The 24,743-nt window shown below is 64.0% G+C and carries 24 protein-coding genes; 15 read left to right on the top strand and 9 right to left on the bottom strand.

Features of this window, described 5'->3' with window-relative positions; genetic code table 11:
• Window positions 1–44 precede the first annotated feature (44 nt).
• Complete coding sequence (locus VLA65_RS15160) at window positions 45–2,435, top strand: excinuclease ABC subunit UvrA (RefSeq protein ID WP_332602984.1); 2,391 nt, start codon at window positions 45–47, stop codon at window positions 2,433–2,435.
• A gap of 19 nt (window positions 2,436–2,454) precedes the next feature.
• On the opposite strand, the gene VLA65_RS15155 is transcribed toward VLA65_RS15160, so the two are convergent.
• The 7 genes from VLA65_RS15155 to VLA65_RS15125 all read right to left on the bottom strand — a co-directional run bounded on the left by VLA65_RS15155 (window position 2,455) and on the right by VLA65_RS15125 (window position 8,598).
• Window positions 2,455–3,855: an MFS transporter gene (locus VLA65_RS15155; protein WP_284989916.1), complete on the bottom strand. Its 1,401-nt coding sequence runs from the start codon at window positions 3,853–3,855 to the stop codon at window positions 2,455–2,457.
• 97 nt (window positions 3,856–3,952) lie between these two features.
• Complete coding sequence (locus VLA65_RS15150) at window positions 3,953–4,279, bottom strand: type II toxin-antitoxin system PemK/MazF family toxin (RefSeq protein WP_284989914.1); 327 nt, start codon at window positions 4,277–4,279, stop codon at window positions 3,953–3,955.
• Window positions 4,276–4,482: an antitoxin MazE family protein gene (locus VLA65_RS15145; protein WP_059389418.1), complete on the bottom strand. Its 207-nt coding sequence runs from the start codon at window positions 4,480–4,482 to the stop codon at window positions 4,276–4,278. The genes VLA65_RS15150 and VLA65_RS15145 overlap by 4 nt, the downstream gene beginning before the upstream one ends.
• A gap of 76 nt (window positions 4,483–4,558) precedes the next feature.
• Window positions 4,559–5,218 carry a GntR family transcriptional regulator gene (locus VLA65_RS15140; RefSeq protein ID WP_284989965.1) on the bottom strand — a complete coding sequence of 220 codons (660 nt, stop codon included), beginning with the start codon at window positions 5,216–5,218 and terminating at the stop codon, window positions 4,559–4,561.
• A gap of 124 nt (window positions 5,219–5,342) precedes the next feature.
• Window positions 5,343–6,350: a transketolase family protein gene (locus VLA65_RS15135; protein WP_332602983.1), complete on the bottom strand. Its 1,008-nt coding sequence runs from the start codon at window positions 6,348–6,350 to the stop codon at window positions 5,343–5,345.
• Window positions 6,347–7,210, bottom strand: a complete 864-nt coding sequence (locus VLA65_RS15130; RefSeq protein ID WP_332602982.1) for a transketolase — start codon at window positions 7,208–7,210, stop codon at window positions 6,347–6,349. Before VLA65_RS15130 ends, VLA65_RS15135 begins: the two co-directional genes overlap by 4 nt.
• A gap of 50 nt (window positions 7,211–7,260) precedes the next feature.
• Complete coding sequence (locus VLA65_RS15125; protein WP_059389415.1) at window positions 7,261–8,598, bottom strand: MFS transporter; 1,338 nt, start codon at window positions 8,596–8,598, stop codon at window positions 7,261–7,263.
• Between the two features lie 193 nt (window positions 8,599–8,791).
• Here VLA65_RS15125 and VLA65_RS15120 point away from each other — a divergent pair, with 193 nt between their 5' ends.
• From VLA65_RS15120 to VLA65_RS15055, 14 genes are all read left to right on the top strand, one after another.
• On the top strand, window positions 8,792–9,616 hold the full coding sequence (locus VLA65_RS15120) for a sugar phosphate isomerase/epimerase family protein (protein ID WP_332602981.1): 825 nt from the start codon (window positions 8,792–8,794) through the stop codon (window positions 9,614–9,616).
• A 29-nt stretch (window positions 9,617–9,645) separates the two neighbouring features.
• Window positions 9,646–10,422 (top strand): SDR family NAD(P)-dependent oxidoreductase, encoded by a 777-nt coding sequence (locus tag VLA65_RS15115; protein WP_284989908.1) that lies wholly within the window; start codon window positions 9,646–9,648, stop codon window positions 10,420–10,422.
• A 33-nt stretch (window positions 10,423–10,455) separates the two neighbouring features.
• Entirely contained in the window at window positions 10,456–12,186 is a 1,731-nt protein-coding gene (locus tag VLA65_RS15110; RefSeq protein WP_332602980.1) for a dihydroxyacetone kinase family protein, read from the top strand.
• Window positions 12,183–12,662: an RpiB/LacA/LacB family sugar-phosphate isomerase gene (locus VLA65_RS15105; protein WP_332602979.1), complete on the top strand. Its 480-nt coding sequence runs from the start codon at window positions 12,183–12,185 to the stop codon at window positions 12,660–12,662. The genes VLA65_RS15110 and VLA65_RS15105 overlap by 4 nt, the downstream gene beginning before the upstream one ends.
• A gap of 151 nt (window positions 12,663–12,813) precedes the next feature.
• Window positions 12,814–13,593, top strand: coding sequence for a type 1 glutamine amidotransferase domain-containing protein (locus VLA65_RS15100; RefSeq protein WP_332602978.1), 780 nt, complete (start codon window positions 12,814–12,816; stop codon window positions 13,591–13,593).
• Window positions 13,594–13,806: 213 nt separating this feature from the next.
• Window positions 13,807–14,832: a LacI family DNA-binding transcriptional regulator gene (locus tag VLA65_RS15095; protein ID WP_284989900.1), complete on the top strand. Its 1,026-nt coding sequence runs from the start codon at window positions 13,807–13,809 to the stop codon at window positions 14,830–14,832.
• 108 nt (window positions 14,833–14,940) lie between these two features.
• Window positions 14,941–16,251, top strand: a complete 1,311-nt coding sequence (locus VLA65_RS15090) for an extracellular solute-binding protein (protein ID WP_059389409.1) — start codon at window positions 14,941–14,943, stop codon at window positions 16,249–16,251.
• A 13-nt stretch (window positions 16,252–16,264) separates the two neighbouring features.
• Window positions 16,265–17,227: a carbohydrate ABC transporter permease gene (locus VLA65_RS15085; RefSeq protein ID WP_059389408.1), complete on the top strand. Its 963-nt coding sequence runs from the start codon at window positions 16,265–16,267 to the stop codon at window positions 17,225–17,227.
• A 229-nt stretch (window positions 17,228–17,456) separates the two neighbouring features.
• Window positions 17,457–18,212, top strand: coding sequence for a carbohydrate ABC transporter permease (locus VLA65_RS15080; RefSeq protein WP_332603017.1), 756 nt, complete (start codon window positions 17,457–17,459; stop codon window positions 18,210–18,212).
• A 5-nt stretch (window positions 18,213–18,217) separates the two neighbouring features.
• Entirely contained in the window at window positions 18,218–19,300 is a 1,083-nt protein-coding gene (locus tag VLA65_RS15075) for a glycoside hydrolase family 130 protein (protein WP_059389407.1), read from the top strand.
• 73 nt (window positions 19,301–19,373) lie between these two features.
• Complete coding sequence (locus tag VLA65_RS15070; RefSeq protein WP_332602977.1) at window positions 19,374–21,458, top strand: hypothetical protein; 2,085 nt, start codon at window positions 19,374–19,376, stop codon at window positions 21,456–21,458.
• A gap of 23 nt (window positions 21,459–21,481) precedes the next feature.
• Entirely contained in the window at window positions 21,482–22,561 is a 1,080-nt protein-coding gene (locus VLA65_RS15065; protein WP_059389404.1) for a family 43 glycosylhydrolase, read from the top strand.
• Between the two features lie 2 nt (window positions 22,562–22,563).
• A complete protein-coding gene (locus tag VLA65_RS15060) occupies window positions 22,564–23,451 on the top strand; it encodes an N-acetylglucosamine kinase (protein WP_332602976.1) in 888 nt (295 codons plus the stop codon).
• 148 nt (window positions 23,452–23,599) lie between these two features.
• Entirely contained in the window at window positions 23,600–23,812 is a 213-nt protein-coding gene (locus VLA65_RS15055) for a hypothetical protein (protein ID WP_059389402.1), read from the top strand.
• 87 nt (window positions 23,813–23,899) lie between these two features.
• Here VLA65_RS15055 and VLA65_RS15050 read toward each other — a convergent pair whose 3' ends face one another.
• Together VLA65_RS15050 and VLA65_RS15045 are read right to left on the bottom strand one after the other, a co-directional pair.
• Window positions 23,900–24,397 (bottom strand): SRPBCC family protein, encoded by a 498-nt coding sequence (locus VLA65_RS15050; RefSeq protein ID WP_284989888.1) that lies wholly within the window; start codon window positions 24,395–24,397, stop codon window positions 23,900–23,902.
• 13 nt (window positions 24,398–24,410) lie between these two features.
• Entirely contained in the window at window positions 24,411–24,743 is a 333-nt protein-coding gene (locus VLA65_RS15045) for an ArsR/SmtB family transcription factor (protein ID WP_059389400.1), read from the bottom strand.

The raw sequence follows: 24,743 nt of genomic DNA, 5'->3' as shown, positions 1-24,743 counted from the left end.
CCGACGAAGACCGAAGACGACCCCGCGTAAAAGATGGAGACACGATGAGCACGGCCACGAGCACGGACACCCAGTCGCCTGAGCTTCATACTGCCGACACCCACGATCTGATTCGCGTACAGGGCGCGCGGGAAAACAACCTCAAGGACATCAGCATCGAGCTGCCGAAGCGTCGGTTGACGGTGTTCACGGGCGTCTCCGGTTCGGGCAAGAGCTCCCTCGTGTTCGCCACGATCGCCGCGGAGTCGCAGCGCATGATCAACGAGACGTACAGCACCTTCGTGCAAGGGTTCATGCCGACCATGGCGCGGCCGGATGTGGACCTGCTCGAAGGGCTCACGACGGCGATCATCGTCGACCAGGAGCGGATGGGCGCGAACCCCCGCTCCACCGTGGGTACCGCCACGGATGCGAACACCATGCTGCGCATGCTCTTCAGCCGGCTCGGCCAGCCGCACATCGGATCGCCCCAGGCGTTCTCGTTCAACGTCGCTTCGATCTCGGGCGCGGGCGCGGTCACTGTCGAGCGCGGCGGTACCACCACGAAGGAGCGGCGGAGTTTCAGCATCACCGGCGGCATGTGCCCGCGTTGCGAAGGACGGGGCTCGGTCACCGACTTCGACCTCACCGCACTGTACGACGCCGGCAAGTCACTTAGCGGGGGCGCGCTCACCATCCCCGGCTACAGCATGGATGGCTGGTTCGGGCGCATCTTCAGCGGCTCCGGTTTTTTCGACATGGACAAGCCGATCAGCAAGTACACCAAGAAGGAACTCCACGACCTGCTCCACAAGGAGCCCACCAAGATCAAGGTCGAGGGAATCAACCTGACCTACGAGGGCCTGATTCCCAAGATCCAGAAGTCCATGCTCTCCAAGGATCCGGAGGGAATGCAGCCACACATCCGCGCCTTCGTGGAGCGGGCCATCACCTTCACGATCTGTCCCGATTGCAACGGAACCCGGCTCACCGAGGCGGCCCGTTCGTCCAAGATCAAGGGAATCAGCATCGCGGACGCCTGCTCGATGCAGATCAGCGACCTTGCCGAATGGGTGCGCGGCCTCGACGAACCCTCCGTGGCACCACTCCTCAAGGGACTGCGGCACCTCCTCGACTCCTTCGCGGAGATCGGGCTCGGCTATCTCTCGCTCGACCGGCCGGCCGGAACGCTGTCCGGCGGTGAGGCACAGCGCACCAAGATGATCCGGCACCTGGGCTCCTCACTCACCGATGTCACCTACGTCTTCGACGAGCCCACCATCGGCTTGCACCCGCACGACATCCAGCGCATGAACAAACTGCTGCTGCAACTGCGGGACAAGGGCAACACCGTACTCGTCGTGGAACACAAACCGGAGGCGATCGCGATCGCCGACCACGTCGTCGACCTCGGTCCCGGCGCGGGCACCGCCGGTGGCGAAGTGGTCTTTGAAGGCACCCTCGAAGGGCTGCGTGCCAGCGGCACCCTGACCGGGCGCCACCTCGAGGACCGCTCAACCCTCAAGAAGACGGTGCGGGCGTCCGCCGGCGCACTGGAGATCCGTGGCGCGAGCGAGAACAACCTGCGCGACGTCGACATCGACATTCCGCTCGGGGTCCTGGTTGTCGTCACGGGCGTCGCCGGATCCGGCAAGAGCTCGCTGATCCACGGCTCGTTGTCCAAGCGGGACGGCGTCGTTTCGATTGACCAGGGGGCGATCAAGGGTTCGCGGCGGAGCAACCCCGCGACGTACACCGGTCTGCTCGAGCCCATCCGGAAGGCGTTCGCGAAGGCCAATGGCGTGAAGCCTGCGCTGTTCAGTGCCAACTCCGAGGGCGCATGCCCCACCTGCAACGGCGCGGGCGTCATCTACACGGATCTCGGGTTCATGGACACGGTCTCCACTCCGTGCGAGGAATGCGAAGGCAAGAGGTTCCAGGCGTCGGTGCTCGAATTCCGCCTCGGCGGCCGCAACATCGCCGAGGTGTTGGCGATGTCAGTGAAAGAGGCCGAGGAGTTCTTCTCCGCGGGCGAATCCAGGATCCCCGCAGCGCACGCAATCCTGCAGCGGCTGGCCGACGTCGGACTCGGATACCTCAGCCTCGGCCAGCCGCTCACCACCCTTTCCGGCGGCGAGCGGCAGCGGATCAAGCTGGCCACCCACATGGGCGAAAAGGGCGGCGTGCTGGTTCTCGACGAGCCCACCTCGGGCCTGCACCTGGCCGACGTCGAACAGCTGCTCGGCTTGCTGGACCGGCTTGTCGACTCCGGGAAGTCGGTCATCGTCATCGAGCACCACCAGGCGGTCATGGCGCATGCCGACTGGATTATCGACCTTGGCCCCGGCGCCGGTCACGACGGCGGACAGATCGTTTTCGAGGGCACCCCCGCCGACCTCATCGCAGGGCGATCCACCCTTACCGGCGAGCATTTGGCGGCCTACATCGGCCGGTGAGCTCGCGGGAGGGCGCTCCCTAGCTTTTGGCGGCGCCCGGTGAATGGAGGAAGAGGCTGGCGAACGCGGTAAGGAGGAGCAGCGACGCCGCGATGATGAAGCTGGTCTGCATCCCGTGGACGAAGTTGCTGCGATCGGCGATGAGGGCGCCGAAGACTGCGATGGCGACGGCGCCGCCCACTTGGCGGAAAGTATTGAAGACTGCGCTGGCCGTGCCCGCCTTTTCGCTCGGCACGCTCGCGAGCACGACGGCGGTGACCTGCGGCATCGCGATCGATCCGCCGGAACCCGTGAAAATCAGGAAGGCACCGACGAGTAGCGGAGATCCCAACGGTGCGGTGAGAAGCATCGCGGTGAGTCCCACCACCATGGACGTCAATCCGACAACCACCGGCACCCGCGTCCCGAACCGGTTCGAGAGGGTTCCGCTGACGATGTTGCCGACGATGCTGAACGCAGCGGACGGAAGGAACGTGAAACCGGCCTGAAGCGGCGTCAGCCCGAGGTGCTGCTGGAGGAAAAGGCTGACGACAAACACCGTGCCGAAGTGGCCCACCATGAACGCGAAGCCCACCGAGAGCGAGATTCTCATGCCGGTGGAGCGAAACAGTTCAAGCGGCATCATCGGGTGCCGGCCGCGCGCCTGAATCAAGAGGAAGGCCGTGAGGCTTACGGCTGCCAGTACCAGGCTCCCGATGACGGGCACCGTGCCGAACCCCTCGGTCCCTCCCGTGATGAGGCCATACATCAACGTGGTCAGGGCAACGATCGCCGCAGCCTGCCCGGCCCAGTCGAACGGAGTCGGCCGTCGGGGCGACGTGGCAACGGAAGCCAGGAGCACCAGCATCGCGATGCACACGGGAAGGTTGATGCCGAATACGAGCCGCCAGTCCAGGGTGGTGAGGAGCCCGCCGACAAGGGGTCCCACTGCTCCAGCCACGGCCCCGCCGACTGCCCAGATCCCCAGCGCATGTGCGCGACGGCGGGGATCGGGAAAGGCCTGCCGAATCAGCGCCATCGACGCCGGCAGCATGATCGATGCCGCACCTCCTTGGAGGAAGCGGGCAGCGATGAGGATCCCCGACGTCGGCGCGAGGGCGCACGCGACCGACGCCACCAGGAACAGTGCGATGCCCCATCCCAGCGCTCTTTTCGCGCCGATCCGGTCCGACAGGTTACCCGCGAACAGCAGTAGCGAAGCGAACATCAGCGTGTAGCCGTCGATGACCCATTGCAGGCTGGCTGTTCCGCCCCCGAGTTCCTTGCCGATGCTGGTGAGCGCGACGTTGACGATCAGGATGTCGAGGGTGATCAGGAAAAATCCCAGCGACGCAATCATGAGCGTGAGCCGTGCGCGGGGCGCATCGGCCATGGACGAGGGAGGAACCGGAGCCGGCAACGTGGTTTCGGGACGAGTCATGATTTAAGGAAACAGCGTGTTGAGAACATCAGGGAGTCTCTGTCTTGAGGGGTACTGGCAGTGACCCCCAACGGAGGTGCCGCCACCCGGCGATGCGCTAACCGGCAAGTCCAAGGAACACCAGCAAAGCTCTTTCAATCTCTACGAGCTGTGCGGATGTCAAACGGCCGACGCGGCTTTGCACGTTGGAACGCCGGACCGTCGTCAACTTGTCGATCATCACGTGGCTTTCCTGCCGCAAGCCGGACAGCTCTGAGGCTGAGACACTGACCCGAAGGAGGGGTGCGTCGATGAGGTTTGTTGTCAGAGGAAGAACCGTGACGGAATCGGTGACGTCGAATCGGTCATCCTGGATCACAAGCGCTGGCCGCGGCTTGGAGGCGTAGACACCGCCAGCCACGGTCCAGAGTTCGCCACGGTTCACTCTTCGTCCCAAGGCGCTGACACAGCCTCGATGAACTCCTGGTCATCGGACTGGCGATCAGCAGCTGCTGCGGCAGCGGCCTGCCGGTGTGCTTCGGCGTCGAAACCGTCGGCCCGAACGTCCGGTACCCACACCTGGATTGGGCGGAAGCCGTGTTCGCGCATCCGCTTACGGTACTCGCTGACCCGATCTCGAACTGCCATGGAATCCATGTTACATGTAACACCGCTGTGGCGACAGGTTCAGAGATGCCCTCACTCGATGTGCCGTCGTCGGGCGCTAAGCCACCAGCTCCGCGGCAGCGCTGTCCATGTGCTCAAGGATGGTTTTGCGGGCCAGGGATACGTCGCCGGTCTCGATGGCGGCCACAATGTCGTGGTGACGCTCGACGCTCATGTTCTTGACGCCCTTTTCCAGGCCGGCGAACATGATGGACATCCGGATGGATCCCTCCAGCGATTCCCAGGAATGGAGCAGGGTCTCGTTGCCCGTGAGGCGGCACATGGTGCGGTGGAATTCCAGATCGGACTCGATCCGTTCCTCGAGGCTTCCCTTGGCGGCGGCCGCCATGGCATCGATGGCGGTACGCAGCGAAGTGATCACTTGTTGGCGGTCCGGCAGCTCGCAGAGCGTGCGCGCCGCAAGGGACTCGAGGGCCGCCCGCACGGAGTAGATATCGCGGATTTCCTTGGCATCGAGGTGCCGGACGGAAAGCCGGCCGCGGGGTCCTGCAGACAGCAGCCCCTCCTGCTCGAGTTGACGCAGGGCTTCCCGGAGCGTTCCGCGGCTGATCTGGAGCATGTCCGACAGCTCGGTCTCCACCAAGTGCCGGCCGGGCGCCAGCTCGCCGCTCGTGATGGCGGTGCGCAGGGCAGAGAGCGCCTGCTCGCGGAGGCTCTTCTTTTCCAGTCCCAGGAGGGGTGCTGTTGCTCCGGCCATCATGTCCGTCCTCAATGTCAGTGGTCGACTGTTTACAGTCGGTGTGTTAACTGTTGATCTTACGTCAGGAGCGCGGAACCGGCCCACGCCTGCTCCGCGCTCCTGCGTCCTTTGATGAACCGGGTCAGCCCAGTTCCGCGAGGACCTTTGCCACGATCCGTTGCACGGACAATCCGTAGCGCTCGTGCAGGGTGGGCAGCGCGCCAGCGTCGAGGAACTCGTCGGGAAGTGCAACGGGAACCACGCGCTTGCCCAGCCCGGCAGTGACCACGGCCGAGGCCACGGTTTCGAACAAGCCGCCCACCACGCTGTGGTTCTCCAGCGTGACCGCCAGGCGATCGGTGTTCAGTTCCGCCAGGACGGTGGTGGCGTCGAACGGCTTGATGGTTGGCGCGTGCACGACGGCGACATCCACCTTGTGTGCGGCGAGCGCCTCCGCTGCCTGCAGCGCACGCATGGTCATGAGCCCGCTCGAGACGAACACGACGTCGTTTCCGCCGCGCAGCACCTTCGCCTTGCCGAGTTCGAACGTGTAGTCGTACTCGTCCAGCACGGTGGGGACGTTGCCGCGAAGGAGGCGCAGGTACGTAGGCCCGTCGCTGGCTGCCAGCTGCGGCACGGCCTGTTCGATGTCCACGGAATCGCACGGATCGACGATGGTCAGATTCGGCATTCCTCGGAAGATCGCCATGTCCTCGGTGGCCTGGTGACTGGGGCCGTAGCCCGTGGTCAGGCCCGGGAGCCCGCCCACGATGTTCACGTTCAGGTTCGGCTCGGCGATGTCGAGGCAGAGGAAATCGTAGGCCCGGCGCGCGGCGAACACAGAATAGGTTGAGGCAAACGGAATCAAACCTGTCTCGGCCAAGCCTGCCGCCGCACCGAAGAGCAACTGCTCAGCCATGCCCATCTGGAAAAACCGCTCCGGGAACGCCTTCGCAAAGACATGCATGTCCGTGTATTTGCCGAGGTCGGCGGTGAGTCCGACGATTCGCGGGTCGGCCTCGGCGGCCTTCACCAACGCGTGGCCGAAAGGCGCCGACGAAGTCTTCTGGCCCGGGTCGGCGAAGGACGCGATCATGGCCGACGTTTTCAGCTTGGGTGCTGCGCCTTTCGAAGCGGTGACGGTGCTCATCGGCCGGCCTTCCCGTTGGATCCTGCGGTCAATTGCTTGCGGCAGAGCTGCCATTCGTGTTCTTCGATGCGCATGAAGTGCGCCTTTTCGCGTTCTTCGAGCAGCGGCACGCCGCGGCCCACCTTCGTGTCGCACAGGATGACGGAAGGACGCCCGACGGCGGCGGCCTGGCTAGCCGCGTTGTCGAACGCGGCCAGCAACGCACCGACGTCGTTCCCGTCCACCCGCTGCGTGTACCAACCGAAGGCTTCCCACTTCTCCGTCACGGGTTCGGTCCGGAGGACGGTGTCCGTCTTGCCATCCGCCTGGAGGGCGTTGATGTCCACCATGGCGGTGAGGTTCCCCAGCTGGTGGTGGTGCGCGCCCATGGCGGCTTCCCACGTGGACCCTTCGTCAAGCTCACCGTCGGAGAGGAAGTTGTACACCCTCGCGCTGGAGCCCTCTCCCGATGGAGCGCGGTGCCGGAGGCCAAGGGCAATTCCGACAGCGATGGAAAGCCCGTGGCCAAGCGATCCGCCGGAGATTTCCATGCCCGGCGTGTATGTCGACATCCCGGACATGGGGAGGCGGGAATCGTCCGAGCCGTAGCTTTCGAGTTCCTCCACAGGAATGATCCCGGCCTCGGCCAGGGCTGCATAGTGGCCGATTGCGTAATGGCCGGTGGAAAGGAGGAAACGGTCCCTGCCCTCCCACTCGGGATCATCGGCGCGGTAGCGGAGCTGGTCCGCGTAGACTGCGGCGAGCATGTCCGCCGCTCCGAGTGCCTGTCCGACGTAGCCCTGCCCCTGGACTTCGCCCATGTTGAGGGCGTGGAGCCGGATCCGGTTGGCAGCTGCCGCCACCCGTTCGATGCGTTCCATCGCGGTTTCTCCGATTCGTCCGGCCGTGTTTTGTTCCTGCGCCACCGTCATTAGACATTCACCGACTGGGGAGTGCTTTTGGTGGCCTCATCGGCCAACTGGCGTTCCTTCTTGCCCCAGGTTTCGCGGGTAGCCAATGCAGCCCAGAGGCCGATCGCGGCGTACAGGCCGAAGAGCACGGCCGGGCCCATCCAGCCCATGGCGACGAAGAGCAGGGTGGTGATGAAGGGGGTGAAGCCGGAGATCGTGGCCGAGATCTGGTAGGCCAGTGAAGCGCCGGAGGCACGGGTCTTCGCTTGGAACAACTCGGGGAACCAGGCGCCCTGGGCGCCGGCGAGGGAGTTCTGGCAGACGCCGTAGGAGACGGCGATCGTGGCAATGATGAAGATGAACAAACCGGTGTTGACCAGCAGGAACATCGGGATGGCAAACAGCACGGCGAAGGCGCAGGACCAGATGTAGACGGGGCGCCGTCCGATCCTGTCCGTGAGCCGCGCCCAGGCCTGGGTTGCGAAGATGCCGATGGCCGAAGCGATGCAGAGAGCCACCAGGGTCTGGGTCTTATCGGCCAAATGCTGGCTGTTCAGGTAGGAAATCATGTACGTGATGGAGACGGCGTAGCCTGCGGTCTCGGCGATCCGGAGGCCGATGCCCTTGACAATGTTGCGCCAGTCGGTCTTCAGGACCTCCACGATAGGCGACTTCACGATTGCGCCGCTGTCCTTGACCTCGTCGAAGACGGGAGATTCCGGGACCTTGGAGCGGATGATCAAGCCAACGACAACCAAGACGATGCTGGCGAGGAACGGGATGCGCCAGGCGAGTTCGCCGCCGAGCTGGACGCTGACAAGGAAGACCAGGTTTGCCAGCAGCAGGCCCACCGGGAATCCGGCCTGGACGATGCCGGTGTACTTTCCCTTCTTCTTCCAGGGCGCGTGCTCATAGCTCATCAGAATGGCTCCGCCCCATTCGGCTCCGAAGGCCAGGCCTTGGACGATGCGGACGAACACCAGCAGTGCCGGAGCCAACAGGCCCACTTGGGTGTAGGTGGGAAGCAGGCCGATCAGGAAGGTGGCCACGCCCATCAGGATAAGGGAAGCCACGAGGACCGGCTTGCGACCCAGCTTGTCGCCCAGGTGGCCGCCGATGATGCCACCGATGGGACGGGCCGCGAAGCCGACGCCGAGGGTCGCGAAAGCGGCGAGGGTGCCGGTCACGGGATCGCCCGTGGGGAAGAACGCCGTTCCGAAGTACAGGGCAGCCGCGGTGCCGAATCCGATGAAGTCATAGGTTTCGATAACCGCGCCCACTCCGGAGCCGATGGCGACGCGCCTGGCGTCCTTGGTGCCGTGGACCGGACCGCGCATGGTCAGAGCTTCTTTGCTCATTGGTGAATCCCTTTCGACGAGCGACTGAGGCTAGGCGCTTCAGCACTGTCGACTGTTAACACATGATACGCCAGTGTGACCTGCATCATCCATTTCTGTCAACAGTCAACTTCAAGGGTTGACTGTTAACAGTTAACTTAGCTACTGTGGTTCCCATCACTACTGCCTTCGGGCACGACTGGAGGAAACGAAGATGTTCAACTCCCGACTCGGTTGCTCGTCCATCAGCTTCCGGCACCAGGATCTGCCCGCCGCCCTGCGCACCATCGGCGGTTTGGGCTTTGAGGAAATCGACCTCGGCGCGCTGCCGGGCGTCTGCGATCACCTTCCCTATGAGCTTGATTCCGACGCCGTCTCGGCCGTGACCGCGGAGGTCGTCGCCTCAGGGTTGCGGGTCCGTTCGGTCAACGGCGATATAGGAGACCTCAACGCAGTGCTCGACGCCGGCCAGCGCGCTGCCCGCGAAAGTCACCTCGACGCACTCCTCACCCTCACCGCCAACACCGGGGCGAAGGCCTTGGTCCTCCCGTGCGGAGCGTTGTCACACGATCCCGTCCGCGGCCTCGACGAGGACCTGGACACCATCGCAGCCCAACTCGTCGGTGCCGGACAGCGCGCGGCGGAGTTCGGCGTCGAACTCTGGACAGAATCGCTGCACTTCCTCCGGTTCTGCTGGAACCTGGAACGCGCAGAACAGCTCGCCACGCGGCTGGCGGGCTCCGGCGTCGGGATTGTCATGGACTTCAGCCACATTGTCGCCGCGGGCGAAGATCCGCTGGAGTACATCGAACGCCATCGGGGCCGGATAGCCCATGTCCACTTGCGGGACGCCGTTCCGGGCAACATCAACCTGAGCGTCGGAAACGGCCAGGCGGACTTCGCCGCCGGACTCAGCTCGCTCGCAGCCACCGGTTACAGCGGCCATTTCTCGCTCGAGCTCGAAACCCGCGACGTCACCCACGACGAGCGTCCGGCAGCGTCCGCCAAAGCCGCCAGCTTCATCACAGACCTCATCTGACTTTCACACCAACAAATTCAAGGAGCATCATGACCACCACCATCCAGCGCACCGCAGTCCTCACCGGGGCAACCTCGGACCGGGGAATCGGCATCACCACCGCACGCCGCTACGCCAATGATGGCTGGGCCGTCGTGATCCTGGACCTCGACGGCGAGAAGTCCGCCAAGGTCGCGGCGGAAATCGGCAACCAGTTCAACGTCCCCGCGTTCGGTTACGAGATCGACGTCGCCAACGAGGCTTCCGTCACCGCGGCGTACAACGCAGTCGCCGCCGAGATCAGCGCAGGCAACCTCCCCGCCGTCGGCGCCCTCGCGAACATCGCGGGCATCACCTCGCCTGTACCGTTCCTCGAAACCACGCTGGAACTGTGGCACAAGATCATGGACGTCAACGCCACCGGCACCTACCTGGTGACCAAGGCCTTCCTGCCGGACATGATCGCCAACGGCTGGGGCCGCATCGTGAACATGTCCTCCGTCTCCGCCCAGCGCGGGGGCGGCGTGTTCGGCAAGGTCCCGTACTCCGCCGCAAAGGCCGCCATCCTCGGCTTCACCAAGGCCTTGGCACGCGAAATCGGCGCCACCGGCGTCACCGTGAACGCCATTACTCCGGGCGCCGTGGACACGAACATCCGCGTCGGCAGCACCGACGAGCAGGAAGCCGCCATCAACGCCGGGATTCCCCTGGGCCGCAACGCCACCACCGAGGAAATCGCGGCCGTCATCACGTTCCTCTCTTCCGAGGAATCCGCCTACCTCACAGGCACCACCATCGACATCAACGGTGGAAGCCACATCCACTAGCGGTCCCCACATCCGTAGCCGAAAGAGCCCACGATGACCAAAATCTTCAATGATCCCGCCGATTTCGCAGACGAAGCCCTCGCCGGCTTCTGCGACCTCCACTCCGGCCTGGTGCGCCAGGTTCCCGGCGGCGCAGTGCGCCGCCGTCGTCCTGAGCAGCCCAAGGTGGCCGTCCTGGCCGGCGGCGGGTCCGGGCACTACCCGGCATTCGCCGGACTCATCGGCGCGGGACTGGCCGACGGCGCCGTCGTGGGCAACATCTTCACCTCGCCTTCCGCCCAGCAGGCCTACTCCGTGGCCAAGGCTGCGGATTCCGGGGCCGGCGTGGTGTTCACGTACGGCAACTATGCCGGGGACGTCCTGAACTTCGGCATGGCCAGCGAGCGCTTGGCTGCAGAAGGCATTGCCGTGGAAAACGTGCTGGTGACGGACGACATCGCGAGCGCACCGCCGTCGGAATCCGCGAAACGCCGCGGCATCGCGGGCGACTTCACGGTCTTCAAGATCATGGGCGCCGCCGCCGAAGCGGGAGCCGGACTGGCCGACGTCGTGCGCTTGGGCCGCAAAGCCAATGACCTGACCCGCACCATCGGCAGCGCCTTCCATGGCTGCACCTTCCCCGGCGCCGAAGCGCCCCTGTTCACGCTGAACGACAAGCAGATGGGACTTGGCCTGGGCATCCACGGCGAGCCCGGATTGTTCGACACCGAGCTCCCGCCGGCCAAGGAACTCGGCCAGGAACTCGTCGCTCGGCTGCTGGCGGAAACCCCGCACGGAGCGGGCAACCGCCTCGCCGTCATCCTCAACGGACTTGGCTCCACCAAGCACGAAGAACTCTTCGTCCTGTGGCTGACCGTGGCCCCGTTGCTGCGCTCAGCCGGCTACACCTTGGTCATGCCGGAGGTCGGCGAACTGGTCACGAGCCTGGACATGTCCGGCGTCTCCCTCACCATCACGTGGCTCGACGAAGAACTCGAACCGCTGTGGACGGCACCCGCTGAAACACCGGCTTACCGGCGCGGCAACGCCACCCTTGCTGGCGGTTTGCTTTCGGAGGAGGCGTACGACGGCGGCGCTGAGGCTATCGCTTTCGCGGCCACCCTGGACTCGCGCAACTACGCCGCGAGCTGCGCGGACGCGCTCGAGGCGGCGCGGAAAGCACTGCACGACGCCGAATCGCGCCTCGGCGACATGGACGCGGTAGCGGGCGACGGCGACCACGGCCGCGGAATGGTACGCGGAATTGACGCCGCAACCGCGGCAGCGGTTGCTGCATTGGCCGGTGGCGCGGGAGCCGGCGATATGTTGGGTGCCGCAGGCGATGCCTGGGCGGACAAAGCGGGGGGAACCTCGGGCGTTCTGTGGGGCGCAGGACTCCGCGCCTTCGGCGAATCCCTTGGCAACGACGAGGCGCCGGAACCGGCTGGACTCGCCGCAGCCGTGACAGCGTTCGCCGCTCGGATCACCGAACTGGGCAAGGCCGAGATAGGCGACAAGACCATGGTGGATGCCCTGCTCCCCTTCGCCGAAACCTTCAGCGAGCGCGTCTCCGAGGGTGTCCTTCCGGAGCGTGCCTGGGCTGAAGCTGCCTCGGCGGCCACCTCGGCTGCGCAAGCTACGGCCGCGCTCCGTCCCCTCAAAGGACGGGCCCGGCCGCTCGCCGAGAAAAGCCTGGGCACAGCAGACCCCGGAGCCACGTCACTGGCGATGATCTTCACCGTCCTGGGCCCGCATGTTGTGAGTGCCGGGAAGGTCACGGCATGACCACGAAACGTTTCCGACTCATCCTGGGCGCCGACGAAGCAGGCGTGGACTACAAAGACCGGATTATGGCGGACTTGCGGGACGATCCGCGGGTCAGCGAAATCATCGACATCGGCGTCAACCGCAGCGACTCCACCGAAGAATTCACCACGCCCTACCCCTACGTAGGGATCAAGGCCGGCGAACTCATTCGAGACGGCCATGCAGACCGTGCCATCCTGTTCTGTGGTACCGGAATCGGCGTGGCCATCGCCGCGAACAAAGTGGACGGCATCCGCGCCACCACGGCCCACGATTCCTTCTCCGTGGAGCGGTCCATCCTGTCCAACGATTGCCAGGTGCTCACCATGGGCCAGCGCGTCGTCGGGGTGGAACTGGCCAGCAGGCTCGCACGGGAATGGCTCGGCTACGCCTTCGACCCAACGTCGGCGTCGGCGGACAAGGTCAAGGTGCTCACCGATTTCGAAAGCTGCTGAGTCGTCCTGCCCCCTCCCAACTAACTGACAGTTGTTGTCGCTTTGAGCCCTCATAACGACAACAACTGCGAGCTAGTTGGGTCCTGCAGCGCCGGGGTGGGCCTGAATTTGGGCTAGGCGTAGGGTGGAATGTGGACGATAGGAGCATTTCATGAAGAAAATCCTCATGGTACTAACCAGCGTTTCCGAGCTTGGCGAGACGGGAAAGAAGACCGGCTACAACGTGGCCGAGGCTGCACATCCTTGGAAGGTCTTCAAGGATTCCGGACACTTCGTCGACTTCGCATCCATCCAGGGCGGTCAGCCCCCGCGCGACGAGGTGGACTCGAAAGATCCCATCCAGGTTGCCTTCACGGAAGACGAGGCCACACGGGCCGGCCTCTACAACACTGCCCGCGTGGACGTTGTTGATCCGGGCCAGTACGACGCAGTCTTCCTCGTGGGAGGCCACGGCACCATGTGGGACTTCCCGGACAGCGAAGGACTCCAGAAACTTGTGGCGAGCGTCTACGACGCCGGCGGTGTGGTGGGCGCGGTCTGCCACGGACCCGCGGGCCTGGTGAACGTGGACCTGGCCGACGGCTTCAGGCTCGTCGGGGGCCGGGAGGTGGCCGCCTTCACCAACGACGAAGAAGTTGCCGCAGGAATGGACAAGGTCATCCCGTTCTTCTTGGCCGATCGGCTCAAGGAACAGGGTGCGATCCACGTCTTCGCCGACGTCTTTGCAGAGAAGGTTGTAGTCTCCGACCGCTTGGTGACCGGGCAGAACCCTGCCTCCGCCGCGGGCGTAGCGAAAGAGATGGAGAAACTCCTCGCGGAGGTCATCCATCAGGAAAAGGCCGAAGAACAGCAGGAATCGGAAGCCTTGCGCGCAGAAAAGGACGCCAAGAAAGAAGCCAAGAAAGCTGCCGCAGCAGGCACAGAGCACTAACACCGGCAGCGTTTTGACACTGGCGGCCGCTCCGACGACGGGGCGGCCGCCAGGGTCGTCGGAGCGATCCCCAGTGTCGTCGACGGCCTGGAAACGACCCGCACATACCGATCAATTTCCCGTTTGCCCTTGACAAGAGTTCCCTGAACCGGTTCAGTAGAGATAACAAAACCGGTTCAGTGACCCCAATCACCAAGTGGCAATGAGGCAAACATGACAGTGACCATCAACGACGTTGCGCAGGCAGCCGGCGTGAGCAAGGGTGCCGTCTCGTACGCGTTGAATGGGCAGCCCGGCGTCAGTGATGACACCCGGGAGCGCATTCTCAGGGTAGCCCGGGAACTAGGGTGGAAGCCGAATCTTCGAGCCAAGAGCCTGTCTTCTGCCAAAGCCTTCGCCGTCGGACTCGTGGTGGCAAGGGACCCCCGGCTTCTGGGAACTGATCCCTTCTTCCCCGCATTCATCGCCGGGATCGAGACCACCTTGGTCGAGCACGAATACGTCCTGGTCCTGACGGTGGCCGCAAGCGCCGACGCCGAGGAGCTGGGCTATCGGAAGCTGGCTGCCGACAGCCGCGTGGACGGCGTCATCCTCACGGACATGAGGGTTGACGACTCCCGGATCGCTTTGTTGACGAGCCTCAAGATTCCGGCCGTCACCCTTAACCGGCCCGAAACCCCCTCGCCGTTCCCTGCTGTCTGCATGGACGATACCGAAGGCATTGCGGCCGCCGTCGAGCACCTCGTTTCCCTGGGACACACCAAAATCGGCCACGTGGGCGGACCGCAGAGTTACATCCACGGCCGAAGCCGGCGCTTGGCGTGGCAAAACGCCATGGCGAAAGCCGGGCTCGGGGCCGGTTCCTTCATCGAGGCGGACTTCACCGCAGCGGGCGGATTGGCGGCTACCGCGGAATTGCTTCGCTCGGCCCAACGGCCAACTGCGATCATCTACGCGAACGACCTGATGGCCACTGCCGGACAGTCCTACGCCCAGTCCCTCGGACTGGCGGTTCCCGATGATCTATCCATCACCGGCTACGACGACACCGAGCTCGCCAGGTACCTCAATCCTCCGTTGACGACTGTCCCCGCCGATCCGCTGCTCTGGGGGCGGGTTGCCGCCCAGCAGCTGCTTAGCCTCCTCGGCGGAGCCCCTGCGGAAGACGTCTATCTGCCATCTCCAAAACTGGTAGTCCGCGCATCCACTGGGCCGGTCCCCAGCATGCCGAATAAATAGTCCTTACTAATACCGATCTACCCGCAATTGGGTGGGGTTATTTGCCATTCCCGTTTGACGGCAATGTCGCCACCGCATTTTCAGTTTTTACCCGCAAAAGGAGTTGCAATGAAGCACGGAAAAATTAGTTCGAGAGTCCTCTCCCTTACCGCTATTGCCGTTATCGGAGCCGGCCTGGCCGCATGCGGTGGAGGCGCCTCCAGCAGCACGGCTTCTGGAGCGAACTCCGCCACCACGGCCAAGGGTCCCATCAAGATCTGGTACTCCAACAACGAGTTCGAGGTGAAGTGGGGCAAGGACATGGTGGCCTCCTGGAACGCCGCCCACCCCGACCAGCAAGTCGATGCCCAGGAAATCCCGGCAGGCAAGAGCTCCGAAGAGGTCATCGGGGCGGCAATTACCGCCGGCAACGCCCCCTGCCTGGTCTTCAACACGGCCCCGGTAGCTGTTCCGCAGTTCCAGAAGCAGGGTGGCTTGGTCCCGCTGGATTCCTTCCCGGACGGCGCACAGTACATCAAGGACCGCACCGGCGATCTCGCCAACCAGTACAAGTCCTCCGACGGCAAGACGTACCAGCTTCCGTGGAAGTCCAACCCGGTGGTCCTCTTCTACAACAAGGACGTCTTCGCGAAGGCCGGCCTGGACCCGGAAAAGCCCAAGCTTGCCACGCAGTCCGAGTTCCTGGACACTGCCCGCACCCTCGTGAAGTCCGGCGCCGTCGCCAATGCCGTGTGGCCTTCGCCCACGAGCGACTTCTACCAGCCCTGGTTCGATTTCTACCCGTTCTATGCAGCCAATTCGGGTGGGACGACCCTGCTCAAGGATGGCAAGTCCACCTTCAACAGCGATCAAGGCAAGCAGGTCGCCACCATGTTCCAGACCCTCTATAAGGAGAACCTGGCATCCAAGGAAGCGTACAAGGGTGACTCCTTCGCCGACGGCAAGGCCGGCATGTCCCTCGCAGGCCCCTGGGCCGTCGCCGCTTACAAGGGCAAGGTGAACTGGGGCACGGTCCCGGTCCCGGGTGCGCAAGCCCAGACCGACGGCTCCACCTTCTCCGACGCCAAGAACATCGCCATGTACTCCTCGTGCAAAAACCAAGGAACCGCCTGGGAGGTCATGAAGTTCGCCACCAGCAAGGAACAGGACGGCAAGCTCCTCTCCGGAACGGGCCAGATGCCGATGCGCAAGGACTTGGCCACCACGTACGCGGACTACTTCAGCCAGAACCCGGCCTACAAGACCTTCGCCGACGAAGCCGCACGCACGGTGGAAGTTCCCAACGTGACCAACTCGGTGCAGATCTGGCAGACCTTCCGGGATGCCTGGAGCAAGTCCGTGATCTTCGGCAACCAGAGCATCGATGACGCCTTCAAGGGTGCATCCGACAAGATCAACCAACTGGCAGCCCAGAAGTAGCAGGCGAATCCCCATGTCACTTCGCTCAGCTGGGGTTCCCGCTACGGGAGACTCTGCGGGGCGGGCTGTGGACCAGCGGCCGGCGCCCAGGAAACGCAAGAACTTCCTGGGCCGCCAGCCACTGGGACTGCTGTTCAGCGCCCCCTACGTCATCTTCGTCCTTGCGGTGCTGGCCTACCCGCTCGGGTATGCCGTCTACATCTCCTTCCACCAGTTCTTCTTCACCGCTCCGGGCGTCCAGGTTGACCGTCCCTTCGTGGGGTTGGACAACTACATCACTGTCCTGTCCGACCCCGAAGTGCAACGTTCCTTCGCCAACATCGGCATCTTCCTGATCATCAACGTGCCGCTGACCGTGGGGCTATCCTTGGTCCTGGCCAACGCCTTGAACCGCGTGACGCGGCTCAAGACCTTCTTCCGCGTCAGCTACTACGTCCCGTACGTCACGGCGAGCGTCGCCGTCGTCGGAGTCTGGCTGTTCCTGTTCCAGCAGGACGGGCTGGTCAACGCCATTCTGGGCCCGCTGGCCCCGAACCCCTCGTGGTTGACGAACTCCTGGCTGGCAATGCCAACAGTGGCCCTGTACGTGACGTGGAAGCAATTGGGATTCTTCATCCTGCTGTACCTGGCGGCCCTACAGAACATCCCGGACGAGCTCTACGAATCCGCCTCGGTGGACGGCGGGAACAAATGGGTCCAGTTCTGGAACATCACCGTTCCGGGAGTGCGCTCGGCCAGCGTGCTGGTGACCCTGCTCGCCACCATTACCGGAGCCAACCTGTTCACCGAGCCCTATCTGCTCACCGGCGGAGGCGGACCGGACGGAGCCTCGACCTCGCCCGTGTTCCTGATGTACCAGAAGGGAATCCTGCAGGGGAATCCCGATGTGGCCGCAGCCCTCGGTGTGGTGCTCGTGATCGGCGTGCTGCTGATCGCCTTGATCCAGAAACGCCTCGTTGGCGGGAAGGAGGACTGACGTGTCGATTTTCAATAAAGCGCCTCTCAGGAACGACGACGACGACGCCCGCAGGCCACGTGCCGGCGCCTCCGAAGGAGCGACGTCCGAAGCCGATTCCAGTGCTGAGGCACCTGTATCCACGGCCTCCCGCAAAGGCAGTTCCGTGGCGAAGCGCAAGAACCTCGGCGTGGGCAGCTTCTTGCTGCTGGCCCTGGGAGCTTTCGTCTTCCTGTTCCCGTTCTACTACATGTTCATCGGCTCGCTGCAGACTTCCCCGGACACTTCGGTGGGCGGAGCTTTCCCTAGCCCGGCGAACATCACCGGCGAGAACTACAGCAACATCAACAACTCAATCGACCTGCTGAAAGGCCTGGTCAACTCGGGTATCTTCACCGGTGGCGTCATCTTCTTCACGGTGGTCTTCGGGCTCCTTGTGGGCTACGCACTCGCCCAGATGCAATTCCGCGGCAAGGGGGTTGTCTTCGGAATGATGCTGCTGGTGCAGATGATCCCGTTCCAGCTCCTGCTCATTCCGCTGTACGTCATGATCGTGCGGGACTACGGACTCGCCGACACGTACCTGGGCATGATCCTGCCGTTCGCGATCAATTCCACCGCAGTGTTCGTGTTCCGTCAGTACTTCATGCAACTCCCCTCCACCTTGTTCGAGGCCGCCCGCATCGATGGAGCCAGCGAGCTGAGGATCCTTTGGCAGATCGCGATCCCCATGGTCCGGCCCGCCATTGTCACCGCAATCCTGCTGACCTTCATCGGTCCGTGGAATGAGTTCCTGTGGCCGTTCCTCGTCACCAAGGACCAGGCCATCCAGCCCCTCGCCGTCTCCCTGGCGAACTACATCTCGAACATCGCCGCCACGGCATCCAACCCGTTCGGCGCCATCCTTGCCGGTGCCTGCGTCCTCGCGGCGCCCGCCGTCGCGTTGTTCATCTTCTTCCAGCGCCAATTCATTTCCACCAATATCGGTTCAAGCGTAAAGGGCTAAGCTCTATGACTTCCTCAACTTCAGCACTCCCCACCGTCCCGTTCACCCTCACCCGCGCCGGCGTCATCATGACCCCGGAGGACGGGAACGAGTTCGAAGCCGAAGGCGTCCTCAACCCGGCCAGCGGCCGCGGACCCGACGGTGAGCTGTACCTCCTGCCGCGCCTCGTGGCGAAGGGCAACGTCTCCCGCGTCGGGCTCGCCAAAGTGATCATCGGCGACGACGGCGTGCCATCCGGCGTCGAGCGCCAGGGCGTTGTCCTGGCACCGGACGAAGGGTGGGAACGGGGCCTCAACAATGCGGGAACGGAAGATCCCCGCATCACCTGGGTACCGTCCCTCGGCCGCCACCTCATGACCTATGTTGCCTACGGACCGCTTGGTCCCCGCCTGGCCTTCGCCCATTCCGAGGACCTGCGCACCTGGGACCGCCTGGGTCCCTGCCATTTCGAGTACCAGGCGGACTTGTCCATGGACTTGAACCTGTTCGCGAACAAGGACGCCGTGTTCTTCCCGGAACCGGTCAACGATCCGGACGGCGTTCCCTCCTACGCTTTGCTGCACCGCCCCATGTGGGACCTCGGCTGGATCCGCGAGGGCGAAGGCGAGCACCTGCCCGCGGGCCTCGATGACAACCGCCCGGGTATCTGGATTTCCTACGTCGCAGTTGCCGACGTCGAGAAGGACATCCGCAACCTCGTCCACATGCGCAAGCACAAGCTCGTGGCCCTGAGTGAGTTCCCTTTCGAAGAACTCAAGATCGGCGGCGGACCGGCACCTATCCGGGTCGACGAGGGCTGGCTCCTGATCTACCACGGCGTTTCCGGATCGATGGAAAAGTCCGCCTTCGACCACCAGCAGAACGTCAACTACACAGCCGCTGCGATGATCCTCGACAGTGACGATCCCTCGATCGTCATCGCCCGCAGCGACAAGCCGCTCCTGGCACCGGAAACGGAAGACGAGATCTCGGGAATCGTCCCCAACGTCGTTTTCCCCACGGCGATAGAGAAGATCGGCGAGCAACTGTTCGTCTTCTATGGCATGGCTGATTCGAAGATCGGCGTGGCACGCCTGGACCGCGCGTAAAAGCAGTACCGCGCCTAGAAGCAGTACCGCTTCATTAGTCCAGCCCTTCTTCCATGCCCCCTAGGAGTTAGACATGACACCTCCCCTTGTTTATGCACGGCTGAAATCCGCCCCGGTGGCAGTTGTTGCAACGCTGTCGATGCTCCTGGCCGGGGCAGGCGTGGCCTCGGCGACGCAGCCGGTTCCGGCCGCGGCACCGCAGGCGCCGGCCGCGGCACCGCAGGCGCCGTTGACCAACCTGTCCCACCTGAATTTCCTGCTGGACATCGTTCCCCTGCATGCCGTGGAGGGCCACACGACGTACCAGATCGGTGAACATCCCGCGGCACAAGCACCGTGGACGTACGCCAACAAGAATGCCGACGGCAGTTACACGCGGGTAGGCGGAGGTTCCAAGGACCCGGCCACGGGCAACTGGAGCCAGGGAGCCTTCAACGCGGACGACATTGCGCGCACCGCCGTCGTCTACTTGCGCCATTGGCAGCAGACCGGCGATGCCTCGAGCCGCACCCGCGCCTTCGACCTGTTGCGCGAGCTGGCGTATTTGCAGACAACATCCGGCCCCAATGCCGGCAACGTAGTCTTGTGGCAGCAAGCCGATGGCACACTGACGCCGAGCGCCAAGCCTGTGGAACTTCCCGACCCCAGCGACTCGGCCGAGTCCTACTGGCTTGCCCGGACCGTGTGGGCGCTGGGCGAAGGGTATGCGGCGTTCAAGTCTGCCGATCCCCAGTTTGCCGCCTTCCTGCAGTCCAGGCTTGATCTCGCCGTCGGGTCCCTGAACAAGCAGTCGCTCGCCAAGTACGGGAAGTACGACGTTGCCGACGGTGCCAAGGTCCCTGCCTGGCTGATCACCGGAGGGGCGGACGCCTCGGCGGAAGCCGTGCTCGGACTCTCCGCCTACTCAAAGGCCGCGCCCGACGACGGAGCTGCCGCCACCGCGCTGAACCAGCTCACCGAAGGTGTCGCCGGGATGTCCTCGGGATCAGTTCAGCAGTGGCCCTTCGGCGCGATTCTTCCGTGGAACCAGTCCCGGACACTCTGGCACGCTTGGGGCGGAATAGCCGCGGCCGCCGTCGCGAACGCGTCCCCGGTACTGCATCGCCCCGATCTGTTGACGGCTGCCGTGAAGGACTCCGCCCAATTCACTCCGCAGCTCCTCGCCGCCGGTGGACCGGACAATGCCTGGAGCCCGACCCCGGGTGAGGGGCAGATAGCCTATGGCGTGGACTCGCGGGTCGAAGGACTCGTGGCGACCGCAAGAGCCGCTAATGCTCCCGGCCTGCTGGACGTCGCGGCAGTTGCTGCCGGCTGGTACTTCGGTGCCAACCGCAGTGGAAAGCCCGCCTACAACCCGGCAACAGGTACCGCGATCGACGGCATCGAAACCGACGGACGCGTCAACCCCAACTCCGGGGCGGAATCCACCATCCACACGTTGTTGTCCATGCTCGCCTTGGACGCCAACCCGGAGCTCAAGGCCAAGGCCTTGGGGATCAGCAGCACCGTGGGGACGGACGGACTCAAGGTGGCCGAGGCCGAGACCGGCACCATCAGCGGCGGCGCAGTCGTCAAACCCGCCTCCGCATGGACCGGTGAGGCGAACTGGTCCGGCGGCGCATACGTCGCCCTCAACGCGGGCGGCACCCTGAAGATCACGGTCCCGGTCTCGGACCAGGCACGGAACGCATACCCGATCGTGAACCAGCGCCCGGAAGCCGCCGGCACGACGTCGTGGACATCCGGGACCACATTCCTCGGCAGCACGCCCAACGGTGGCGCCTGGGAGCAAGGCATCACGGCAGCTCCGGGCAAGCTCTTCCCGTTCTCCCTTGACCACGCAATCCCGGCGGGCCAGGACAGCCTGACCGCCAAGGCCGGAAGCGACGTGTCGATCGACGGCGTGCTGCTGCAGCCGCAGATTTCCTCGGTTTCCGTCTCCGGTTCCGGAGGCCAATCGACCCTGTACATCAGCGCGGCGACGGGAAGCACCGATCGAAAAGTGGACATGCCCCAAGGGTTCCATTTGAGCCAGGAGGCCTTTGACGCTTCCGGCCAGCCCGTCACACCGGGCCCAGACCAGAACGGCGCCGACCACTCCGGCCGCGTCACTGTAGCCCCGGGTGGATTCACCTGGGTAACGCTGGTCCGCAACTGACACTTATCACCACAGGAAGAACCATGCAGAAAATCACCAAAGAAGCCTTGCTCCACAGCTACGAGGGAGCACTCACGTTCAGCAATCCGCTGACCGACACCATTTCTACCGACCAGTTTTCCGCCGCGTATCCCGAGCACCCGGAATGGGCGGTGGGCCCGTTCCGCAAGGACGATTCCCTGACGTTCCGGCAAGTCCAGGACTGGGCCGATCCGACCGGCATCGGCTGGACCGCGGATTCAATCTTCAATCCCTCCGTCATGGAGCGGGACGGCAAGCTCTACCTCTTCTACCGCGCATCCCCCCGCAAGGAATCGGTCTCGAGCCGTATCGGCGTCGCCGTCTACCATCCCGAAACCGGGTGGCAGGACAGCCCCTCCAACCCGGTGATCTACCCCACCCAGGACAATGAGATCCTTGGCTGCGAAGATCCCAAGGTGTACCACGCCAATGGCCGCTACTACATGTTCTACAACGGGATCTGGACGATCGACCGCGGCGAGGAGCAGGCCGGCCAAGACCCGGATGTCTATCCCCTGGGCGACGTCGGCTGCGACATCAATGTCGCGGTGTCCGACGACTTGATCCACTGGGAAAAGCTCGGCCTGGCTGTCCCTTACGAGGTTTCGCGGTTCTGGGCGAAGGGGGCGGTCATCCCCCGGAACGCCCAGGGCGACGCCGTCAAGATCGGTGGGCACTACCTGATGTATCTGTCCGAGGGCTGCGGGGGGACCACGCATGTGGGACGGTCCACGGACATGGTGAACTGGACGTTTGAACCGCAGGAGTACCTGGACCTTGGGCCGCTGGGCGGCTCACTGCACGAAGTGGCTTGCGCCATTGTCGACGACGGCGGCAACCCCGGGACCGACGGTGGCAAGCTGGTCCTGGACTTCTTCTACGGCGACGCAGACGGCCAATTTTCCGCAGCGCAGGCGCTCTACGACGTGAACGAACCGTTCACCCAGAAGGCGATGCACAGGGGAGGCTCGCTGGCTTGGGGCGGCCTGCTCAAGTTCGGCGGAACCTGGATGTTCGCCCAAGGCTGGGATGCCCCGTCCGGATCGCGGGAGATGTATTTCTACCGGGCAGACCAGGGCTAAGAGTGACGCACCCCAGCACCATCGGCGCGGTCGTAGGTTTGGACATCGGCGGTTCGAAGACGCGCGGCATCAAATGGCTGAATGGCACCGCCGTCGCCGATACTTCCGGCGGCAGCGCCAATGTCCAGAACGTGAGCCGTGCCGAGGCCCGCCGCAATCTGGAGGGCGTCTTCGCCACCCTCCAGGGAGGGTCCGTTGCGCGGGTGGTGGTTGGTTCCGGAGGGATCGACACCCCCGAAGATGCGAACGCGCTGACGGAACTGATCCAACCATTGGCTCCCGACGCCGTCGTCTCCGTTGTCCATGACACGCGCCTCCTGCTGGCGGCCGCAGGTTGCAGCACGGGAATCGCCGTGATCGCCGGCACCGGATCCGCGGCCTGGGGCACTAACGGCGAGGACGAGGCGCGCGCGGGCGGCTGGGGCTACTTGCTTGGCGACGAAGGCAGCGGATACTGGTTCGGTCGAGAAGCGGTGAGGTACAGCCTCGAACGCATGAACAGCGGCCTGCGCCCGGACGAACTGACGAAGGCGCTTATGAAATCTTGTGGACTCCTCGGCCCGGAAGGTTTGATCGCCCCTTTCCATGGCGACGCGGGACGCGAGTTTTGGGCGTCGAAATCACCGATTGTCTTCGAGTGCGCGGCCTCGGGGCATACCGCTTCCTTGGACATGATCCTCCAGGCAGGGGCCGATCTTGCCTCGTCGGCGGCGAAATGCGCTGGGCAATTGAACATCGAGGGGCCCATCGTCCTTGGCGGTGGCCTAGGGATGAACCAGCCCACTTTGCAGGCGGCCATGCGGATAGCCCTTGCTGCCCGGGGTCTCCACACTCTGCAGGTTCTGACCCAGGATCCGGTCTTCGGCGCTCTGCATCTTGCGTCCCACTAGGCACCGCTGTGATGAGTCTCACTAGCAACAAACGCCGTTCTGGCTTGAGCAGTCCGCGCCTCGCTGTGCACTATGGAAAAGCTGTACGGCGGCCTTCGCACTGGCGCGATGGCCGGATATCCGGATTCATGAATGGAAGCACTGAACAATGACGTTTGAAACTGCCGACTCCGTAACCCTCAAGATTTGGGACCGCTCAACCACCCACCACACGCTGGACGCACTGGTGCACGACTTCTCGGTGCGCCACAACACCTCCAAGGCCAGCATCGCGGTCACCTGCAGCGGGCCCAACACCTTCACTGTCAGCCTGACCGGCAGCGCTGCCAAGGCCACGTCCTTCGACGCGCAGTCCCTGTAACGGCACCTTCGAGGCACGAAGCGACGACGACGGCGGGAGTCACCTCCCGCCGTCGTTCGCTTTTCCGGGCTTGTTCGAAGTGAAGGGTCAGGCGCGGGAGTGCTCCGAAAGGAGCGCGTCGATCTGGCCGGCGGCCTCCTTCATTCCCTCCTCCATACCCATGTCGATCATCTTCTTCATCTGTTCTTCTGATTCGAAGATGGACAGGATGGTCATGCGGGTGCGGTCGCCTGTCTCCTCGATGGTCACGATCGCGTGGCCGGCACCTATCTCCTCGACGGGTGCGCCATTTTCGTCGGCAAAACCGTCGTCGAACTCCAGCCTGTTCGGAGCTTGGACGGACGTGATGCGCCACCAGCCGCGGGGCTTCTCGCCGTCGGGACCCGTCATGTAATAGCTGGCCTTCCCGCCCGGCTCGAACTCGTACTGCTCGAACGTGGCCGGCCACGTGGGCGGACCCCACCAGCGCTCAAGCTGGCGCGGGTCTTCCCAGATTTGCCAGACCTGTTCGGGGCTGGCATCGAACTCAGCGACGAGGGTCAAGGTCAACGCTTCGGGATTCTGGGTGGAACTGATAACCGTCATTGCGGAACCCTTCCTATTTTTCGGCGAGGATGTCTGCGATCCGCTCGACGCGCTGCCGCCAGATCGCCTCGTACTCATCGAGCAGCTGGCGGGCTTTCTGCAAGCCATCATGGTTACCCCGCACGATCTGCTCCCTTCCACGCTTCTCCTTCGTTACAAGGGAGGCGCGCTCCAAAACCGCCACGTGTTTCTGGACGGCGGCGAAGCTCATGGCGTAGAGGGCAGCCAAGCCGGACACTGAATATTCCCCGACAGTCACCCGCCGGACGATATCCCGGCGCGTGGCATCGGCAAGTGCCTGGAACAGGCGGTCAAGTTCGGTTTCGCTGAGCTGATCTACAACCAT

The sequence above is a fragment of the Arthrobacter sp. S2(2024) genome, from assembly GCF_036662515.1.
Classification (GTDB): domain Bacteria; phylum Actinomycetota; class Actinomycetes; order Actinomycetales; family Micrococcaceae; genus Arthrobacter.
The sequence above is the reverse complement of the archived record's forward strand: the minus strand, read 5'-3'. Positions and strand labels throughout refer to the sequence as shown.